We start from the raw sequence: 17,318 nt of genomic DNA, 5'->3' as shown, positions 1-17,318 counted from the left end.
AGTCCGGAGGAACAAACGTGTCGACCATTCTCACCATTCCACGCCTTGAAATGTCGATGACCGAAGGCACACTGACCAGCTGGGAAGTTGCAGACGGCGCCGAGGTGAAGGAAGGGGATGTCATTTACATCCTCGAAACTGACAAGACGGCCCGCGAAATCGAAGCGCCTGCTTCGGGCAAGCTGATCCAGAAGGCGACGCCTGATCAGACGTATGAAGTGGGCACTGAAATCGGCGAGATCGTCTGATCTTATTGCCTGTTTCTGCTTGAATGCACGAATTTGTGACCTGCCCTCCCACACCGGGAGCGGCAGGTCATGTCGTTTTGGGAAGCGCTGAGGAGGGACGTTCATGCCGATCAACCGGAGTTTCACACTGGTTCGCCGTCCATCGGGAATGCCTGAGGATGCAGATTTTGCGCTGGTGACAGATGAAACGCCCGGTCTGTCCGAAGGGCAGTTCCTCGTGCGCAATCATTATGCTTCGCTTGATCCGGCGATGCGCGGATGGATGGATGACAAGCCATCCTACATGCCGCCCATCCGCCTTGGCGATGTGATCCGCGCATCGACGATTGGCGTCGTTGTCCAGTCGCGCCATGCAGATTTCCCCGAAGGGGCATGGGTGGCAACGCTTGGCGGGATTGCGGAATATTCGGTGCAGCAAACAGGCCGGTTGATTGATCCTGCGGCGTTGCCGCTTGTCACCAATTATCTCTCGGTGGGCACCGGCGTTGGACCGACCGCTTATCTGGGATTGCTGGACATCGGGAAACCGCGCGCGGGCGAAACCGTGCTGGTCAGCGGTGCGGCAGGCGGCGTGGGGTCGTTGGTCGGCCAGATTGCCAAGATTCAAGGGTGCCGCGCAATTGGCATTGCGGGCGGACCTGAAAAGTGCGCCCGGTTGATTGATGACTATGGGTATGATGCCGCAATCGATTATCGCGGCAAGAGCGAGCAGGAACTTGTCAGTGCCATCCGTGCCGCTGCGCCAGATGGCGTGGATGTGCAGTTCGAAAACGTCGGAGGCGCCATTCTGGATGCCGGACTGATGAACCTCAATGCCAAGGGCCGCGTCGTGCTGTGCGGATTGATCAGCCAATACAACAGCGATCCTGCGCCTTCCCGCAATCTGTGGCAATTGATCGTCCACGGCGCCCGGATCGAAGGCTTCATCCTGACCCAGCATATTGCCCGCATTCCGCAAGCCGCCGCGCAATTGACGCAGTGGGTGAACGAGGGGCGTTTGCGCATTGATGAACATATTGAAGAGGGCATCGAGAATGCGTTGCCTGCATTCCTGCGTCTGTTTGCGGGGACCAATCACGGAAAAATGATCCTCAAGCTAAGTTGATTGCATAAGGGGAATTGCATTCTGCCATGACTGTCCGCATGATCATCGTAACCGGGATGAACATTCGGATAATCTAGGAGAAGACCGATGCCGCATTGCAGACCTGAAGACTTGCCGAACGGGGTTGAACGCTGGCCTGCCATTGGCACCGAAGGCTTCCGCAGCGTCCAGTGGGGCGATATGGAAGTGGGTTATACCACCGTCCATTCACCACTCGATTGTTCCGAACAATACAAGTTTGGCGGCCTGCCGGGGGGCGTCTGCCCATGCCCGCATTACGGCTATATCTTCGAAGGGAGGCTGCGCGCCAAATATCCCGGATCAGACTGGCCCGATGAAGTGATCGAAGCAGGTGAGGCTTACTTCATCCCGTCTGGCCACGTGCTGATCTATGAAGAACCAAGCAAGGTGCTTGAGCTGAATCCTGCCCACGCGCTGCAAATGTGCATGGACGCCATGCAGAAAGCGCTGGAAAAAATGAACCCGCCTGCGGACACGCCGGCGGAATGACTATCGGAAAAGGGCGGGCCGAAACCCGCCCTTTTCCATATCTTCAAGCAAACAGGCCTTCAGGCGTTTCGATCTGGCTCTGGAAGTTCTGAAGCCAGCGTGCTCCGGCCGCGCCATCGATTACGCGGTGATCACAGGTCAGCGTTGCATTCATCATCGTGGCGATGACGACTGCGCCATCACGCACCACGGCACGTTCCTTGCCTGCACCGATCGAGATGATCGCACCGTGCGGCGGGTTGATGATCGACCCGAAGCGGGTGATGCCGAACATGCCAAGGTTGGACACGGCAAAAGTGCCGCCGGTGTATTCTTCGGGGTTCAGCTTGCGCACTTGAGCGCGGGCTACCATGTCCTTCATCGTGGCCGAAATATCGGCAAGGCTACGGCCTTCCGCGGCGCGCACGATGGGTGTTATCAGGCCGGATTGAGCGGCCACGGCCACGGCAACATCGGCGTTGTGATGCTGGATCACGCCTTCGGCCATGAAACTGGTGTTTACTTCAGGCACCGCCATCAGGCTGAGCGCTGCGGCCTTGATGATCAGATCGTTGACCGAAATCTTGACCTCTGCCGATGCGTTATAGGCGGCGCGGGCAGCCAGCAGTGCGTCGAGCTGAATTTCGGTTTCCAGCGGGAAACTTGGCACATCGCGTGAAGCATCGGTCAGGCGCTGGGCGATGAACTTGTGCACGCGGCTGAGCGGCTTTACGTCATAGCTGCCACGAGGAATGCCCATCATTTCGAGCTTGTCGGCAATATCGGGCTTTGGCGCATCGGTCATTTATGCATTTCCTTGCTTGAATTGCGGGGCAGCGCTGCCTTTAGGCGTGTGCGAGTACGTGTTTGGCGGTGACATAGCCCCACACGAAAGACGGGCCGACGCTGGCTCCAGCGCCGGGATAAGAGCGGCCCATGGATGACGCTGTGGACACACCTGTGGCATAAAGGCCTTCGATCACTGTGCCATCGTCCCGCAGCACGCGGGCATCGGCATCGGTCACGACGCCGCCATATGTGCCGACATCACCGGGCAGAACCTGCATCGCGAAGAACGGCCCTTTTTCGATGGCGCCCAGCGACGCGTTCGGGGCGAAATGATCGCCCAGCCAGCGGTCATAGGCACGGTCGCCACGGTTGAAATCATCGTCATGGCCTTGTACGACAAAGCCGTTGAACCGGTCCACTGTTTCGCGCAGGGCCACAGGGTCAATGGCGATTTGCCCGGCCAATTCCTCGATGCTGTCAGCCTTGCGCAGGAAGCCGGTTTCGAACCACGATTTGGGTTTTGTGGACCCTGCCATTGTGCCCGCCAGCATTGACTGATCCATGAACTGCTGGTCCATGATCGCCCAACTGGGCACCGCAGGCGTGATCTGGTGGCGGTTCAGCATGCCCTTGCAATAGGCCATGTAGGAGCCGCCTTCGTTCATGTAACGCACGCCCGATTGATCGACGAGGATACAATGCGGGGCGGCAGTCACGCCCTGGACAACCGGCTTGATCGGTTCTTCTTCCATGCCCGGCGGTATGGCGATCTGGTTGCCGACCATTTCTTCCATCTGGCCAAGGGCTGCGCCGTGGCGCTGCATTTCGCGGATCATTTCACCGGTGTCACCTTCGGTCGCAAGGCTCCAGTTGGTGGAAGTGCCGGGGATGTACTGATCGCGCATCGCCTGATTCTTGGCAAAACCGCCCGCGTTGACGAGCACGCCGAGCCGCGTGCCTATGCGCCAAGGCTTGCCGTCTTTGGTCGTCATCACGCCGACAACCTTGCCGCCATCAACGATCAATTCGGTTACGGGGGATTCGGTGCGAAATTCGACGCCTGCCTTTAGCGTGGCCTGAAACATCCGCCCCTGAAGTGCCGCGCCCGCGGTGACATAGTGCTTGCCGGTCAGTTTGGCGAAGATCGTGCGCAGGCCAAAGCGCACGGCGATGCGTTTGGCTTCCCACGACTTCTTGATGAAACGCAGCTTGAGCATCTCATCCAGCGTGCTCATCATCGGGATGAAATTGGGCCGCAGCTTCGCTTTCCAAGGCCCAAGTTCGTTGACGTTGAACAGTTCGGCAACGACTGTGCGGCCCTTTTCCGAGCTGCCTGGCAGCTCATCGTGATAGTCCGGCCAATAGGAGACGCGGTTCAGTTTGATGCCTTGCGCCACCAGAAAATCGACCATCTCCTTGCCCTGAGTGACGTAAATCTGGCGGCGTTCAGCTGACGTCCCCGGTGCATCGTTGGTGTTTCCCGATAGCGCGTTGAGGTAAGTGATGGCCTGTTTGGTGCTGTCTGGTACACCGTCGCGCTTCATGAAGCGGTTGTCGGGAATCCACATTACGCCGCCGGACCGTGCGGTGGTGCCGCCGATCAAATCGGTCTTTTCAAGGATCGCCACGGATTTCCCGGCGGTGCGCAAAGCGAGCGCGCAGCACATCGAACCGCCGCCGCTTCCGACGACGACAAAGTCAAAGGTCTCATCAAAAGCGGCCATAATCATCTCCCCTGCGTCAGGCCTTGGCGCTTTCCGGCTTTTCACGAACCAGCGTGCGTTTCAACTGGCGGCTGGTGAACAGCCATTTGCCGTCCCGCTTTTCATACGTCTCGTGATAAAAGCCAAAGCCGTGGATCAGCAGTTCTCCGGATTCTGAATCGAAGATCAGATCTTCCATGCCCCAGATGCCCTTGGCCTTGGTGGCGGATTCAAAGGTAATGTCCGGGGTGTGTGAATGGTGCACCGTCGTACGGCCCGTGCCGAGCAGCGCCTTGACGTTCTCGATCATAACGTCCGCTGATTCCCAGCGTTCGAAACCTTGGTTGTGCGAGACGTGATCGTCGGCATGCAGTGCGCGATAAAGGTCCCAGTCCTTGGTGTCGCACGCGCGGTCACGGCGCGATTTCAGAAGCTGGATTTCGTTGACGGCCATCAGGTATTCGATGTCGGTCATGCCGGTCATTTTATCTCTCCTTCTGGGGCTGGCTCAGGCGTCGATCTTCGGGGGGAAGATCGCGCCCGGTGATCGCCTGGTATGGTAGTATTTTAACGAGCGGCTTGTGAACAGCCAGCGGCCGTCGCGGCTTTCGTACGTCTCAAAATAATGCCCGAACGCCTGGAACCAGTGGTCCTCGCCGCCCTGCTGCCAGAATGACATGCCTTCCATCGCCCAGATGCCGTGCGCCTTGACTGCGGAAACGAAGGTGATTTCAGGTGAATGCGACTGGTGCAGGGTGACAAGGTTCTCCATGCTTTTCGGCACGTAGATCATCATTTCGGCGGCACTGGTCCAGCGACCATAATCGCCGTTTTCCGACACATGATCGGGGGCATGCAGCGATTCGTAAAGGGCCCAGTCCTTGGTGTCTGCTGCGCGATCCCGTCGTGCCTTTAGCAGTGCGATTTCATCAATCGCCCGCAGCTTTTCGAGATCTGACATATTCACCATGGGACCGGCAACCTTTTCGATCACGCCGCCGCAGGGCCTTCCTTGAGACGGCCCAGCAATTGCGAACCCGCAGGATCGCCGTTCAGCATGTAGTTCTGACGGTAGGTGATCTTCCAGCTGCCATCAGCCTGACGCGCCAGATCGATGCGTGACGCGCTGAGGCGGCCGATGAAGAAGCCGTTTTCGCCATGCATGTTGACCATAGTATGGCAGGTGGCAACTGCGCGGTCCCCATCCAGCACGATATAGGGCGAGGTGGCGATATGCGCGCAACCGGCGCCGACATACTTCAGATGGCCCGGATCGCGTGTAATCGCCTCGATCGTTTCGCGGCCTTCCATCTTGCCGATGTCGCCAACGGCATAAACGCCGTCATCGACATAGCATTCACCCACGGCCTGGGCGTTCAGCCCGTCGACGGCGTAGCCGTAACCGGCCACGACCTGGCGGATGGCTTCACGGTCTTCCAGTTCCAGAAGACGCTGTTCGATTGTCTTTGCCATGATATCTCTCACTTAGCCGATCATGATGCTGCCGGCGTCGCAATTGATCGACTGTCCGGTGATGGTGCGGCTATCGTCGCTGGCGAGGAACAGGGCGAGATTGCCGATGTCTTCTGGCTGCGAGATCGTGCGGAGAGGCACGTCGCCAAGGGTCTTTTCCTTCCACTCTTCGAAGGTGATGCCCTGTTCAGCGGCCATGCGGATGCCCCAGTTGCGCCACAGGTCGGTTTCGATTCCGCCGGGAACCAGACAGTTGCAGCGCACGCCATATGGGCCTGCTTCGGTGGCGATCACCTTGGTCAGTGCGCGCAGGCCTGCCTTGGCCGAAACGTAGTGCGACTTGCGCGGCATGCCGGTCCAGCCAGCAGTCGACGAGAAGTTGATGATCGAGCCAGTCTTGCGTTCCAGCATCGAACGCTTGAGCACTTCGCGCGACAGCAGCATCGGCGCGGTGATGCAGATGGCGAAAACGTCATTCCAGTTTTCCAGCGTCTGTTCCCACACATGCAGGTCCTTGCCGGGGATGACGGCGTTGTTGAGCAGGATGTCAACCTGACCCCATTCGGCCAGCGCGCGATCAACGATGGCGGCATTGTCGGCTTCGCTGGTCACGTCGGCGCGCATGCCGATGGCACCATTGCCTGCTGCTGCGGCAGCTTCCTTCACGGCGTCTTCGCTGCGGGCAACCATCAGCACCTTGGCGCCTGCATCGGCAAACTGCTTGCCCATGACAACCCCGGTGCCCTTGCTGGCGCCAGTAATGATGGCAACTTTGCCTGCCAGACGGCCTGTAGTGTGTGACATCCGAATCTCTCCTTTTCGCCTTAAGCTAACACCCGTTAGCTCTAAGCGATTTTTGGGGCAAGTCCTGCCGCGCCGAACCGTCTTCTGCGTCGTGCGGGCGGAACAGAATGGCAAGTGCTTCGAGTACGAAGTCCTTCACGCCTGCGGCATTGTTGCCATCGCGCAGGGGAGAAAGGTGTGCGATGGCAATGCGCCCATGGACCATCGACAGTGCCAGAACAGTGGCCGATGCGGAATTGGGGGTCGGCAGGGATACGCCGCTTGTGCCGACTGCTTCGATAGCATCGCGGACGAGGCGATAGGCAGGGCGCAAGGGCCCTTCCAGATCGTGTTCGACGCCTGAAGACAGAGCAAACAGCAATTGATACCGCGAAGGGCGCTCCATTGCGTATTGCACATAAGCGCTCAACTGCGCTTTCAGCCTGACCATAGGATCGTCAGAGCCGGTTGCGGCGTCGGCCATACGGTCACCCATCTGTGCCCAACATACCGAAACGATTTCTGTCATCATCGCGCGGGCATCAGGGAAGTGCCGGTAAACCGACGGTGCCGCGACACCTGCTTCCTTTGCGACCATGCGCAAGCTTAATTGGGCACCGGGCTGCCGATCGAGGATGCGCATGGCAGCCTCGACCAGTTCCTGCTTCAGCCGTGCGCCTTCGCCACGCTGGTTGCGTTGCCGCCGATTGTCGCCACCTTCGTCGGTCACGCCTGCTCCCATTGGATCGATGACAAGCGTCACCAGGCTAACAGACGTTATCTGAAGGGCAGCAAGGCAGCAACTGTTGCACCGTTTCCGCTCCTGATCAACGCATCCGATATTTGATCGGCAGGTGCTTTACGCCGCCGACGAAGCTGCCTTCGACGAAGCGGGGCGTCCCTGCCAATTCGACATGTTCGACACGGTCAAGGAATTCACGGAAGAAGGACTGCAGTTCGAAACGCGCAAGGAACTGCCCAAGGCAGACGTGCGGGCCAGTGCCAAAGGCGAGGTGGCGGTTGGGCTTGCGGTCGATCCGGAAGGTATAGGGATCTTCGTAGATTTCTTCGTCGAAGCTGCCCGACGGGAAGCTGAGCAGCAAGTGGTCGCCCGCTTTGATCTGTTTTCCGGCAACCGTGCAATCACTGACAGCGGTGCGGCAGAAGTGCTTTACCGGAGTGGTCCAGCGCAGGATTTCTTCCACTGCCAGTGGCATCAACGCAGGGTCTGCCCGCAGCTTGGCCAGCTGGTCGGGGTTCTGCAGGAATGCCAGCATGCCGGTTGTCAGCGCGTAGCTGGTGGTATCGTGGCCTGCGGTCGCGGTAATGTTGAAATAGCCGAACACGTCGCGATCAGCCAGAAGTTCGCCATCGATGCGAGCATTGGAGATCACACTGGCGAGGGTGTTGTTCGGGGTTTCGCGCAGATCGTCGATGATCTTTTTGAAGTAGTCATACATGACCAACATGGCCTTGCGCGCACCGCCTTCAGCCTGAAATTCAGGGTCCTGGCTCGACAAGGTTTGCTGCGTAAGGCGCAGCATCATCGGCTCGTCTTCTTGCGGTACGCCCAGCATCGTCATTACTACGCGCAGCGGGAAAGCCATCGCCACATCAACGAAATCAATCTCGCCGTCTGCTTCGTCCATCCGATTGATGAACTCCTTGGCCAGATTCTCGATATCCCCAATCACGCCTTCGAGGCCCTTGGGCGTGAAGTAGGATTGAGTGATCGTGCGGTAGGCTTTATGTTCGTTGCCATCCATCATGATCAGATTGCGCATGTAGGACGCTGTTTCCTGACCGTTGGCCAATGCGCGCGCCTGCTTCTCGTAGGATAGCGGCAGCAATGCCTGACGCGGCGCATTGATGAACTGCGCGGCGTTGCGTTCCACCTCCAGAATATCGGCGTGGCGGCTGACGAGCCAGAACGGCGCGTAGTCGTCTGCCGCGATATAGGGCAGGGGATCGGTCTTGCGAATGCGGGCAAGCAAGCCATGCAATGCTGCAGGGTCAGTGAATGTCCGGGGATCAGTTATAGCCTCAACCGGAAGGGTGCTTTCAGCCACGTAAGTGCTCCTCTTGGGATGTGCTGCTTGCTCTCGCCATTTGTCTCGGCAATAAGGTCTGCATAAAGAAATGCAACAAGGGCCTTTCAATGATTATCGATTCTTCCGTTGCTGCCGTTGTCACAGGTGGAGCATCTGGCTTGGGACTGGCAAGCGTCAAGGCGCTGAGGGCCGCAGGCGCGAAAGTCGCCATCTTCGATTTGAACCCCGAAGCGGGCGAATTGGCCGCTCAAGAGACGGGATCGCTTTACTGCGAAGCCAATGTGCTGTCAGACGAAAGCCTTGATGCAGCCTTTGCCAAGGCGCGTGCGGCGCACGGCCAGGAACGCATCCTGATCTCGTGCGCAGGCGGCGGCAATGCCAAGTCAACGATCCGCAAGGACCGCGAAACCGGTGCCATCAGCGTGTTCCCAACCGCAGAATTCGCGCACTTCGTCACATTGAATGCGGTTGGCACATTCGCCACGATCACGCGCTTTGCTGCAGGTGCCGCCACGCTCGATCCGGTTGATGGAGAGCGCGGGGCAATTGTCTGCACAGGTTCGGTGGCGGCGCAGGATGGCCAGATGGGTCAGGCGGCCTATGCTGCGGGCAAAGCTGCCATCGTCGGGATGACGCTCCCGATTGCGCGTGATCTTGGCCGCTTCGGCATCCGCGTCAACACGATCCTTCCCGGCATCTTCAGCACGCCGATGATGAACCGCGCACCGCAGGAAATGAAGGACCGGTTGAGCGCGATGACCGCGTTTCCTAACCGTTTTGGCAATCCTGAAGAGTATGCCGCGATGGCGCTCGAACTGTGCCGCAATACATATGTCAATGCGCAGGCGATCCGGGTGGATGCGGGAATTCGTTTCTCGGCAAAGTAACCGGCAAAAGCCGCTGTAAATTTGAGGAGTTGGATTGATGAAGGCAGCGGTTTTCCGTCAGATGGGCCAGCGCATGGAGATCGAGGACGTCAGCGTGTCCAAGCCGATCGGGCGCGAGGTTCTGGTCAAGCTTGCGGCGGTCGGCGTTTGCCATTCCGACCTGCACATCCTGACCGGTGATCTGCCGCATCCTCTGCCGGCCATTCTGGGCCATGAAGCTGCCGGAATCGTCGAACAGGTCGGCCCCGAAGTGCACAACGTGAAGCCTGGCGATCATGTGGTCGTTTGCCTGACATTCCATTGCGGCCATTGCGAACAGTGCGGCGGCGGCAACAGCCATCGTTGCACCACATCCGAGGCCATGCGCGGTGCGGATGAACCCCCGCGCCTGTTCCGCGATCAGGAACGCTTTGCCCCGTTCATGAACATGGGTGCCTTTGCCGAACAGATTCTTGTCCACGAGAGCGGCTGCGTGCCGATGCGCCGCGACATGCCGTTTGACCGGGCCTGCCTGATCGGTTGCGGTGTGACCACCGGCCTTGGTGCAGCAATCCGTACCGCTGCGATCCGTCCGGGCGAAACCGTGGCGGTAATCGGCTGCGGCGGTGTCGGCCTTTCTGCCATCAATGGCGCGGCTATGGCTGGCGCGGGGCAGATCATTGCGGTTGATCGGATCGCATCCAAGCTGGAACTGGCGCGGACTTATGGCGCAACTGATGTGGTTGATGGCACCCAAGGCAACGTGGTCGAACACGTCATGGCGATGACTGGCGGGCGCGGCGTGGATCACGTGCTGGAATGCATCGGCTTGAAGCAGACGATCGAGGAAGGCTTCACCATGCTGACCAAGGGCGGCACCGAAACGATTGTTGGCGCGGCGCGCTTTGATCTGAAGGTTGAACTGCCTGCATTGGCGTTCCTGCGCGAAAAGAAGGTGCAAGGATCGATGATGGGCGGCGTGCGCAACACCATCGACATTCCGCGCTACATTGATCTTTACATGGATGGCCGACTCAAGCTGGATGAAATGATTTCGCGCCGCCGTCCGTTGTCGGAAATCAACGAAGCGTTCGACGATATGCACACCGGCACGCTGGCGCGGTCGGTCATCACTTTTTGATTCAAGAGAATTCGGAGCCTTGCATGACTGAAAGCACCGCCGCAGAACCCGTCCGGTTCGAACTGGTCACGCCGCATATTGCGCTGGTGACGCTGGACCGTCCGGAAAAGCGCAATGCGATCAATCCTGAAACGGCCAATGCGCTGGAAGCCATTGTCCGCAAGATCGAGGTTGATCCCGCCATCCGCGTTGCCATCCTTGCCTCAAGCCAGCCCCGCGTATTTTGCGCAGGGGCTGATCTGGGCGCAGTGGCCGCGGGCAAGGGCGCTGGTCTGGAAACCCCCGGTGGCGGGTTTGCAGGCTTTGTCTATGTCCAGCGGCTCAAGCCGTGGATTGCGGCTGTAGAAGGGGTTGCCGTTGCGGGCGGCTTTGAACTGTGCCTTGCCTGCGACTTGATCGTCGCATCACACGATGCGCGGTTTGGCCTGCCTGAAACCAAACGCGGTTTGATGGCAGCAGCAGGCGGCATTCACCGCATTGCATCCATCCTGCCGCGTCCGGTTGCTGCAGAACTGATTGCTACGGGCGAACCGATGGATGCTGCGCGGGCGTTTTCCTATGGACTGCTCAACCGCCTGGTCGCGCCGGGGGAAGCGCTGGCCACTGCGCTGGCCCTTGCCGAATCCATTGCCGTCAACGCGCCGCTGGCTGTGCAATATTCGCTGGCAGCCATGCGTGCCAGCATCGGCCAGTCAGATGGTACGGGACGGGCCTTCGTTGCCGAGCGTCTGGCCGCGCTGCGTGGCACCGAAGATTTCAAGGAAGGCCCGCGTGCGTTTGTCGAAAAGCGCGAACCGGTATGGACGGGGCGATAACAAGCGTTCGGGAGATGAGTGTGATGACTGAATTTGCAGCATTGTGCACGATGACGCTTGATCTTGCGCCATCATTGTCGGTGGGTACAGGACCTGCCGGGGATCGCAGCATTGGCGGCGTCCGCACTGCCGTGGTTAGCGGAGAGCGCCTGAATGCTAGGCTGGCGGGCCCTGCTGCGGCTGACTGGCTGGTGCGCACGGGGGCCATTGGGGTGATTGACGCAAGGCTTGTCCTGCGCACGCATGACGATGCGCTGATCTATGTGTCTTATGGCGGACGGCTTGATCTGTCGAACCCGGCGGCTGGCCTTTATGCCTATATTGCGCCCGTGTTTGAAACCGGTGATCCGCGTTATGCGTGGCTCAATGCTGTTCAGGCCGCAGGCAAAGGCAAACTGACACTTTCTGCCGATGGCGCCACGCTGGTTTACGATCTTTACGAAGTCCGCTGACTGAAGGGCACCTGCGATGCTGAGCAAGGCGGATGACTATCCGATCCACCAGACCCCGGACCCGATTGCCTTTTCGGGAACGGACCGCAATTTCTATGACCGTTATTTTTTCAATGGCTACACCTCTGATGGCAAGGTGTTCTTTGCCGCTGCGCTTGGGGTCTATCCGCATCTGAACATCATGGATGCAGGCTTTGCCGTGCGGATCGGTGACCGGCAGTACAACCTGCACGCCTCGCGTCATTTGCATATGGAGCGGATGGACACGCAAGTCGGGCCGATCCGCGTCGAAGTGGTCGAACCGCTCAAGACCTTGCGCATTGTGGTGGATGACAATGAACACGGTATCGCGGCCGACATCACCATCACCGGTCGTCACGCCCCCATAGAAGAGCCGCGCACCACGCGCCGCAATGGTCCGCGCATCGTGCAGGACATTACCCGCATGACGCAGCTTGGCCGGTGGTCTGGCTGGATCCGTGCAGGCGGCCACACGGTAACACTGGATGAAGCGACAACGCCGGGCACGCGAGACCGCAGCTGGGGTGTGCGCCATGTGGGGATGCGCGATCCGCAAGTGCCCGTGGTGGCTCAGGAATTTCAGGTGTGGTGGGTGTGGCTGCCCGCGCATCTGGAAGACCGCGTGATCCATTTCTTCGTCAATGAAGACGGCGATGGAAAGGTTTGGAACTTGGGCTTTGCGATGGTTGGTGATGGCGGTGTGGTGGAGCATTTGCACAATGCCACGATGGAGCTCGACTTCGCGCCCGGCACCCGCTTTCCGGCAAAGGCGGTGATTGCTGCGCAAGATGCCGCTGGCGGGACGTATCGCATCGAAGCTACGCCCCACGCGCGGTTCTTCCTGTCCGGCATCGGCTACATGAATCCGGATTGGTCGCACGGATTGAACAAGGGGCCGCTGGCGGTTGGTTATGATGAAATCGAGAGCAATGCGCAGGCACCGCACGGGTCGCGTTTCGAACACCCGCAAGCCTTTGCCGATATTGCGATGACCACGCCCGATGGCACGGTGATCAAGGGCCACGGCTGTTTTGAATCCATCGTGATCGGACGCCATGCCCCGTCAGGATTTACCAGCATGTTCGATGTGCCATGAGCAGCCTTGAAACACAGATTGCGGCCTATCTGGCCCATGCCATGCCCGATGCGCACAACATTGTGGTGGATGATCTGGGCCGGATCTATGGCGGGTCCAGCCAGGAAACCTTCCGCTTTCACGCCACCTGGATGCAAGGCGAGGCCCAGGTTGACCGCCGCCTGATCCTGCGCCGCGATGCCACCGCTGGGCTGGTCGTGGCTGAGCGGGATCTTGAATACAACGTCTACCGTGCTTTGGCGGGGCAGGGCCTGCCCATTCCCGGCGTCTATTTCCTTGAACTGGACCCGCGCTGGCTTGAACGGCCCTTCTTCATCATGGACATGTGCCCCGGCAAACCCGGAAGCCCGTTCGTGCCGACCGATCCCTATGATGGTCACAGCGAGGCTATCGGTGAGCAATACTGGTCAATCCTTGGCCGGCTTGCCGCGATTGATCACCGCGCTGTCGGGCTGGAAACGCTGCGCAACGGTTTGGCGACTGGCGGTTGGTGGGCGCTTGAGCTGGACCGCTGGGAAAGCCTGCTGGATGAAAACGAAGCCTTGGCCGAACCGGCGGTGCGCGGGGCCATGCGCTGGTTGCGGCGCAATCCGCCGCCTGAACCGGCCAAGCCCGCGATTGTCCACGGGGACTACCGTTCGGGCAATTTCCTGTTCACCAATGATGGCACGATCAGCGCCATTCTTGATTGGGAAATGTGCCACATCGGCGATCCGCTGGAAGACGTGACCTGGGGACTTGATCCGTTCTGGCCGATCACGCGCCACTATCCGCTGGAGCCGGGGCTTGCGTTGTGGGAGCAGGCCAGCGGTCAGCGGGCCCACCCTGCCGCGCTGGATTGGTGGCGCCTGTTCAGCGCGGTCAAGGCCTGCGTGATCTGGACCACGGCGGCATCGGGCTTTGCATCGGGCAAGAACCGGGAGATGACGATGGCGCTGTCGGGCATCCGGGGTGGGCACTTCCACCGCGATCTGATCCTGAAAATTATGCGTGAACGCGGAGCCATGGGATGAGCGTGCAAAGCCTGACAATCGACAATGCCCTGCACGGGGTAGAGGAGTTGCTGCGGCACCGCATCAGCCCCGAAATCGGCGATCCCTTTGCCGCACAGATGGCGCGTTTGTCGTGCCTGCTGCTGCGCATCTGTGCCAATGGCGTGGACGGTGCCGCCGAACTGCGGGTGAACGAAAACGCGGCGATCCGGGCCATTCTGGCGCAAGCGGCAGGCCTTGTCCCGCCATCGCAGGGTGCCGAATGGCATGCCGCTGCACAATCGGCCGATCCGGGCCTCAAGCTTAGCGTGCTTGACGCCGAAAACAACCGTCTGCGCCAGATGCTGGCCGCGGCTCATGCTGCGGTCGAGGACATTGCAACGCCTGCCGCCCGTGCGTTGGACCAGCGCATCTGGCAATTTCTTGAAGCAGCCGAGGCCAATCGGGCGCCTGGCGAATAAGGCACCCCGCTGGCGATCAGGCCTGCGGCCAGTAGCGCGCCTTCAGTTCCTTTTTGTAGAGCTTGCCGGTTTCGGCCCGTGGCAATTCGCGTTCGAAATCTACGGTGCGCGGGCACTTCACGTCGGCAAGGCGCTGCTTGCACCACTGGATGAGGTCCGCCGCCAGAGCAGGGCCTGCCTCGTTCCAGTCCTTGGGCTGGATCACGGCTTTCACTTCCTCGCCGAAATCGGGATTGGGCACGCCGAAGACGGCAACATCGGCGACGGCGGGGTGCGTGATCAGCAGGTTTTCCACTTCCTGTGGATAGACGTTCACACCACCAGAAATGATCATGAAGTCTTTGCGATCAGACAGATAGAGGTAGCCGTCTGCATCAAGGTGGCCGACATCGCCCATTGTCGACCAGTCCGGGTGCTGCGGATTGCGCGCCGATGCGGTCTTGGCGGCATCGTTGTGGTACGTGACGGGCTTGGTGCCGCTGAAGAACACGGTTCCGGTTTCCCCCACCGGCAGTTCATTGCCATTATCATCGCAAATATGGATGGTGCCGATGACCGCGCGTCCGACCGAGCCGACATGGGCGAGCCATTCCGCGCTGTTGAGTGTGACATGGCCGATGCCTTCGGAGCCGGAATAGAATTCCTCGATGATCGGGCCAAGCCAGTCGATCATCGCCTGCTTGATCGGGATGGGGCAAGGGGCAGCGGCATGCAGCACGGTCTTGAGCGAAGACAGATCGTACTTGTTGCGCACGGCATCGGGCAGGGCAAGCAGCCGGATGAACATGGTGGGTACAACCATGACTGCAGTGATCCGGTAGCGTTCAATTGCCTTGAGAAATTCCTCAGGATCAAATTTGGTCATCACCACGGCGGTGCCGCCAACCGCCTGAATGCCCGCGGTTATGCCCATCGGCGCTGCATGATACAGCGGTGCAGGCGAGAGATAGATGCAGTCCTCGCCCAGATCATAGAACCGGTCGAACAGCATCGCGCCGGGGTTGGGCTGGATCGGGCTTCCGCTGGCAGAGGCGAACTTGAGGCCTTTGGGTTTGCCGGTGGTGCCCGATGAATAGACCATCCGCCCGCCGATTTCCTCGTCGGCGATCGGGGTGGCGGGCTGTGCGGCGCACAATGCGTTCCATTCGGGCAGATCATCGACCGTCCCGATGGTCACGATTTGCGAGACATTCGGCATCGCCGCCTTGTTGGCCACGCAATCGCGCGCGGTGCTGGCCATCTTGTCGGAAATCAGCACCACTTTTGCGCTGCTGTCGCCCACGATATAGGCGATTTCGTCGGTCTTGAGGCGGGCGGAAAGCAGCACCAGGATCAATCCGGATCGCTGTGCTGCCCAATAGATGTCGAAAAACTCTGTGCGGTTGTCACAAGCAATCGCCACGGCATCGCCGGTCTGGAGGCCAAGCGCCCGCAACGCGTGCGCGCCGCGATTGGCGCGCGCTTCCAGTTCGCCATAGGTAATCGTCTCCCCGTCTGCTGCCATGATGAGAGCGGGCTTTTCGGCATGGGCCTGGGCATGAAGACGGGGGTGCACGTAGGGTTGGTCTTTCGTTTGGAAGGTCAGGCGAACGTCAATTCGCGGGCATTGTCTTTCATGATCCGTTGCTGATCTGCAGCAGAAAAGGAAGCAAGATTTTTGAAAAAGTCGCGCGGTTCGCCCACGCCCTCGGCATGGGGCCAGTCCGATCCGAACAGGATGCGTTCGACCGGCAGGTGCTTTGCCAGATCGGCAACATCATCTTCGACAAAGGGTGCGACCCAGCAATTGCGGTGGAACTGGTCAACCGGGTTCATCGCAAACATGCCAGGGTTCTGTGCGTGTGAAACTTGCAGGCTGTGGAGCAGCGATCCGACCCACATGCCGCCGTTTTCTATGAAGGCAACACGCAGGCGCGGGAAACGGACAAACAACCCATGCGCGATCAGCACGGCGGCAAAATCGCTGATGAGGCGGTGCTTTTGCAACATGTGGATCAGTTGCGCATCAAAGCCGAAGCTTCCGGCATGGCCCACGCTGATGGTCTTGGTCTTGCCTTCAAGGTCAAGCCCCCACAATCGGCCAATGGCGGCATCGACCGCTTCGTATCCGTCTTCAAAGCCGATATGCGCGGTGACAGTGACACCCGCCTCTTCGACGCGCGCCCAGAACGGGTCAAACACCGGATCAGCCGGAGAGCGCGGCCCGTCTTGCGTAAAAACCGGACCATTGCGCAAGGCAATCACCCGCGCCCCGCGCGACAGCACCCATTCCAGTTCGGCCAGGGCATGGTCCAGCGATGACAGCGAGAGCAGCGGCACTCCAAAGATCCGGTCCTGATAGGCAAAGCCCCAGTCTTCGTCGATCCAGCGGTTGAACGCGCTGATGATGTGGAGCGATGCTTCAATGTCGTCACGCATGGGCCCTTCGATGCAGACACCGTGCGAAGGGAACATCCAGCACGCTTCGAGGCCTTGGGCGTCCATCACTTTCAGACGGGCATCGCGGTTGAACCATTCGGGATGGGCTGCAGGCGCTTCTGACCAGAGCTGGCTGTTGTGCGGATCGTGCGATGCCTTGCCTGCGAAATAATCGAGCAGGCTGCCAGGCACAGGCCGACCGTGCGCATCGCCGGGGCCGGGAAGGATCGGGTGCGGCTTTTCTCCGAAGTAATAGCGGAGTTTCCCGTCCTTTTCCACGACGCGAAGGCCACGGTCCATGAATTTGGGATCGCGGTGACGGGTGAAGGCATCACTGGCTTCCCAGTAATGATTGTCCGCATCGAAAATTGCGCCAATGCGGTCCATGGTCTGTGCAATCATGTCGCAATCCTCC

The 17,318-nt window shown here is 59.6% G+C and carries 20 protein-coding genes; 10 read left to right on the top strand and 10 right to left on the bottom strand.

Going from position 1 to position 17,318, the window contains the following annotated elements; genetic code table 11:
- Window positions 1–17 precede the first annotated feature (17 nt).
- From RM192_RS17920 to RM192_RS17910, 3 genes are all read left to right on the top strand, one after another.
- Window positions 18–248: a biotin/lipoyl-containing protein gene (locus RM192_RS17920; RefSeq protein ID WP_311509016.1), complete on the top strand. Its 231-nt coding sequence runs from the start codon at window positions 18–20 to the stop codon at window positions 246–248.
- 103 nt (window positions 249–351) lie between these two features.
- On the top strand, window positions 352–1,353 hold the full coding sequence (locus RM192_RS17915; protein WP_311509015.1) for an NADP-dependent oxidoreductase: 1,002 nt from the start codon (window positions 352–354) through the stop codon (window positions 1,351–1,353).
- A gap of 87 nt (window positions 1,354–1,440) precedes the next feature.
- Window positions 1,441–1,863: a hypothetical protein gene (locus RM192_RS17910; RefSeq protein ID WP_311509013.1), complete on the top strand. Its 423-nt coding sequence runs from the start codon at window positions 1,441–1,443 to the stop codon at window positions 1,861–1,863.
- A gap of 43 nt (window positions 1,864–1,906) precedes the next feature.
- Here the strand turns inward: RM192_RS17910 and RM192_RS17905 are convergent, their stop codons facing one another.
- The 8 genes from RM192_RS17905 to RM192_RS17870 all read right to left on the bottom strand — a co-directional run bounded on the left by RM192_RS17905 (window position 1,907) and on the right by RM192_RS17870 (window position 8,659).
- Window positions 1,907–2,647, bottom strand: coding sequence for a 2-oxo acid dehydrogenase subunit E2 (locus tag RM192_RS17905; protein WP_311509012.1), 741 nt, complete (start codon window positions 2,645–2,647; stop codon window positions 1,907–1,909).
- A 40-nt stretch (window positions 2,648–2,687) separates the two neighbouring features.
- Window positions 2,688–4,355: an FAD-dependent oxidoreductase gene (locus RM192_RS17900; protein ID WP_311509011.1), complete on the bottom strand. Its 1,668-nt coding sequence runs from the start codon at window positions 4,353–4,355 to the stop codon at window positions 2,688–2,690.
- Between the two features lie 16 nt (window positions 4,356–4,371).
- Window positions 4,372–4,818, bottom strand: a complete 447-nt coding sequence (locus RM192_RS17895) for a nuclear transport factor 2 family protein (protein ID WP_311509010.1) — start codon at window positions 4,816–4,818, stop codon at window positions 4,372–4,374.
- A gap of 24 nt (window positions 4,819–4,842) precedes the next feature.
- Window positions 4,843–5,328: a nuclear transport factor 2 family protein gene (locus tag RM192_RS17890; protein WP_311509009.1), complete on the bottom strand. Its 486-nt coding sequence runs from the start codon at window positions 5,326–5,328 to the stop codon at window positions 4,843–4,845.
- Window positions 5,325–5,807, bottom strand: a complete 483-nt coding sequence (locus RM192_RS17885; protein WP_311509008.1) for a nuclear transport factor 2 family protein — start codon at window positions 5,805–5,807, stop codon at window positions 5,325–5,327. The genes RM192_RS17890 and RM192_RS17885 overlap by 4 nt, the downstream gene beginning before the upstream one ends.
- Window positions 5,808–5,819: 12 nt before the next feature.
- Window positions 5,820–6,611 (bottom strand): SDR family oxidoreductase, encoded by a 792-nt coding sequence (locus tag RM192_RS17880; RefSeq protein ID WP_311509007.1) that lies wholly within the window; start codon window positions 6,609–6,611, stop codon window positions 5,820–5,822.
- Between the two features lie 25 nt (window positions 6,612–6,636).
- Window positions 6,637–7,353: a TetR/AcrR family transcriptional regulator gene (locus RM192_RS17875; RefSeq protein WP_311509006.1), complete on the bottom strand. Its 717-nt coding sequence runs from the start codon at window positions 7,351–7,353 to the stop codon at window positions 6,637–6,639.
- A gap of 64 nt (window positions 7,354–7,417) precedes the next feature.
- The gene (locus RM192_RS17870) at window positions 7,418–8,659 is read right to left on the bottom strand and encodes a cytochrome P450 (protein ID WP_311509005.1); all 1,242 of its coding nucleotides are present in this window, start codon (window positions 8,657–8,659) and stop codon (window positions 7,418–7,420) included.
- Between the two features lie 89 nt (window positions 8,660–8,748).
- Between RM192_RS17870 and RM192_RS17865 the strand changes: the two genes are divergently transcribed.
- The 7 genes from RM192_RS17865 to RM192_RS17835 are packed head-to-tail and all read left to right on the top strand — an operon-like array spanning window position 8,749 to window position 14,485.
- Window positions 8,749–9,528, top strand: coding sequence for an SDR family oxidoreductase (locus RM192_RS17865; RefSeq protein ID WP_311509004.1), 780 nt, complete (start codon window positions 8,749–8,751; stop codon window positions 9,526–9,528).
- A gap of 37 nt (window positions 9,529–9,565) precedes the next feature.
- Entirely contained in the window at window positions 9,566–10,648 is a 1,083-nt protein-coding gene (locus tag RM192_RS17860) for a Zn-dependent alcohol dehydrogenase (protein ID WP_311509003.1), read from the top strand.
- A gap of 23 nt (window positions 10,649–10,671) precedes the next feature.
- A complete protein-coding gene (locus RM192_RS17855; RefSeq protein WP_311509002.1) occupies window positions 10,672–11,463 on the top strand; it encodes an enoyl-CoA hydratase-related protein in 792 nt (263 codons plus the stop codon).
- 23 nt (window positions 11,464–11,486) lie between these two features.
- Window positions 11,487–11,915 (top strand): DUF3237 domain-containing protein, encoded by a 429-nt coding sequence (locus RM192_RS17850; RefSeq protein WP_311509001.1) that lies wholly within the window; start codon window positions 11,487–11,489, stop codon window positions 11,913–11,915.
- A 16-nt stretch (window positions 11,916–11,931) separates the two neighbouring features.
- On the top strand, window positions 11,932–13,032 hold the full coding sequence (locus tag RM192_RS17845) for a hypothetical protein (protein WP_311509000.1): 1,101 nt from the start codon (window positions 11,932–11,934) through the stop codon (window positions 13,030–13,032).
- Window positions 13,029–14,045 carry a phosphotransferase family protein gene (locus tag RM192_RS17840; RefSeq protein ID WP_311508999.1) on the top strand — a complete coding sequence of 339 codons (1,017 nt, stop codon included), beginning with the start codon at window positions 13,029–13,031 and terminating at the stop codon, window positions 14,043–14,045. The genes RM192_RS17845 and RM192_RS17840 overlap by 4 nt, the downstream gene beginning before the upstream one ends.
- A complete protein-coding gene (locus tag RM192_RS17835) occupies window positions 14,042–14,485 on the top strand; it encodes a hypothetical protein (protein WP_311508998.1) in 444 nt (147 codons plus the stop codon). Before RM192_RS17840 ends, RM192_RS17835 begins: the two co-directional genes overlap by 4 nt.
- A 16-nt stretch (window positions 14,486–14,501) precedes the next feature.
- Here the strand turns inward: RM192_RS17835 and RM192_RS17830 are convergent, their stop codons facing one another.
- Both RM192_RS17830 and RM192_RS17825 read right to left on the bottom strand, forming a co-directional pair.
- The gene (locus tag RM192_RS17830; RefSeq protein ID WP_311508997.1) at window positions 14,502–16,040 is read right to left on the bottom strand and encodes an acyl-CoA synthetase; all 1,539 of its coding nucleotides are present in this window, start codon (window positions 16,038–16,040) and stop codon (window positions 14,502–14,504) included.
- A gap of 26 nt (window positions 16,041–16,066) precedes the next feature.
- The gene (locus tag RM192_RS17825) at window positions 16,067–17,305 is read right to left on the bottom strand and encodes an amidohydrolase family protein (RefSeq protein ID WP_311508996.1); all 1,239 of its coding nucleotides are present in this window, start codon (window positions 17,303–17,305) and stop codon (window positions 16,067–16,069) included.
- Window positions 17,306–17,318 lie beyond the last annotated feature (13 nt).

This window comes from Novosphingobium sp. MMS21-SN21R, assembly GCF_031846015.1.
Taxonomy (GTDB): Bacteria; Pseudomonadota; Alphaproteobacteria; order Sphingomonadales; family Sphingomonadaceae; genus Novosphingobium.
The sequence above is the reverse complement of the archived record's forward strand: the minus strand, read 5'-3'. Positions and strand labels throughout refer to the sequence as shown.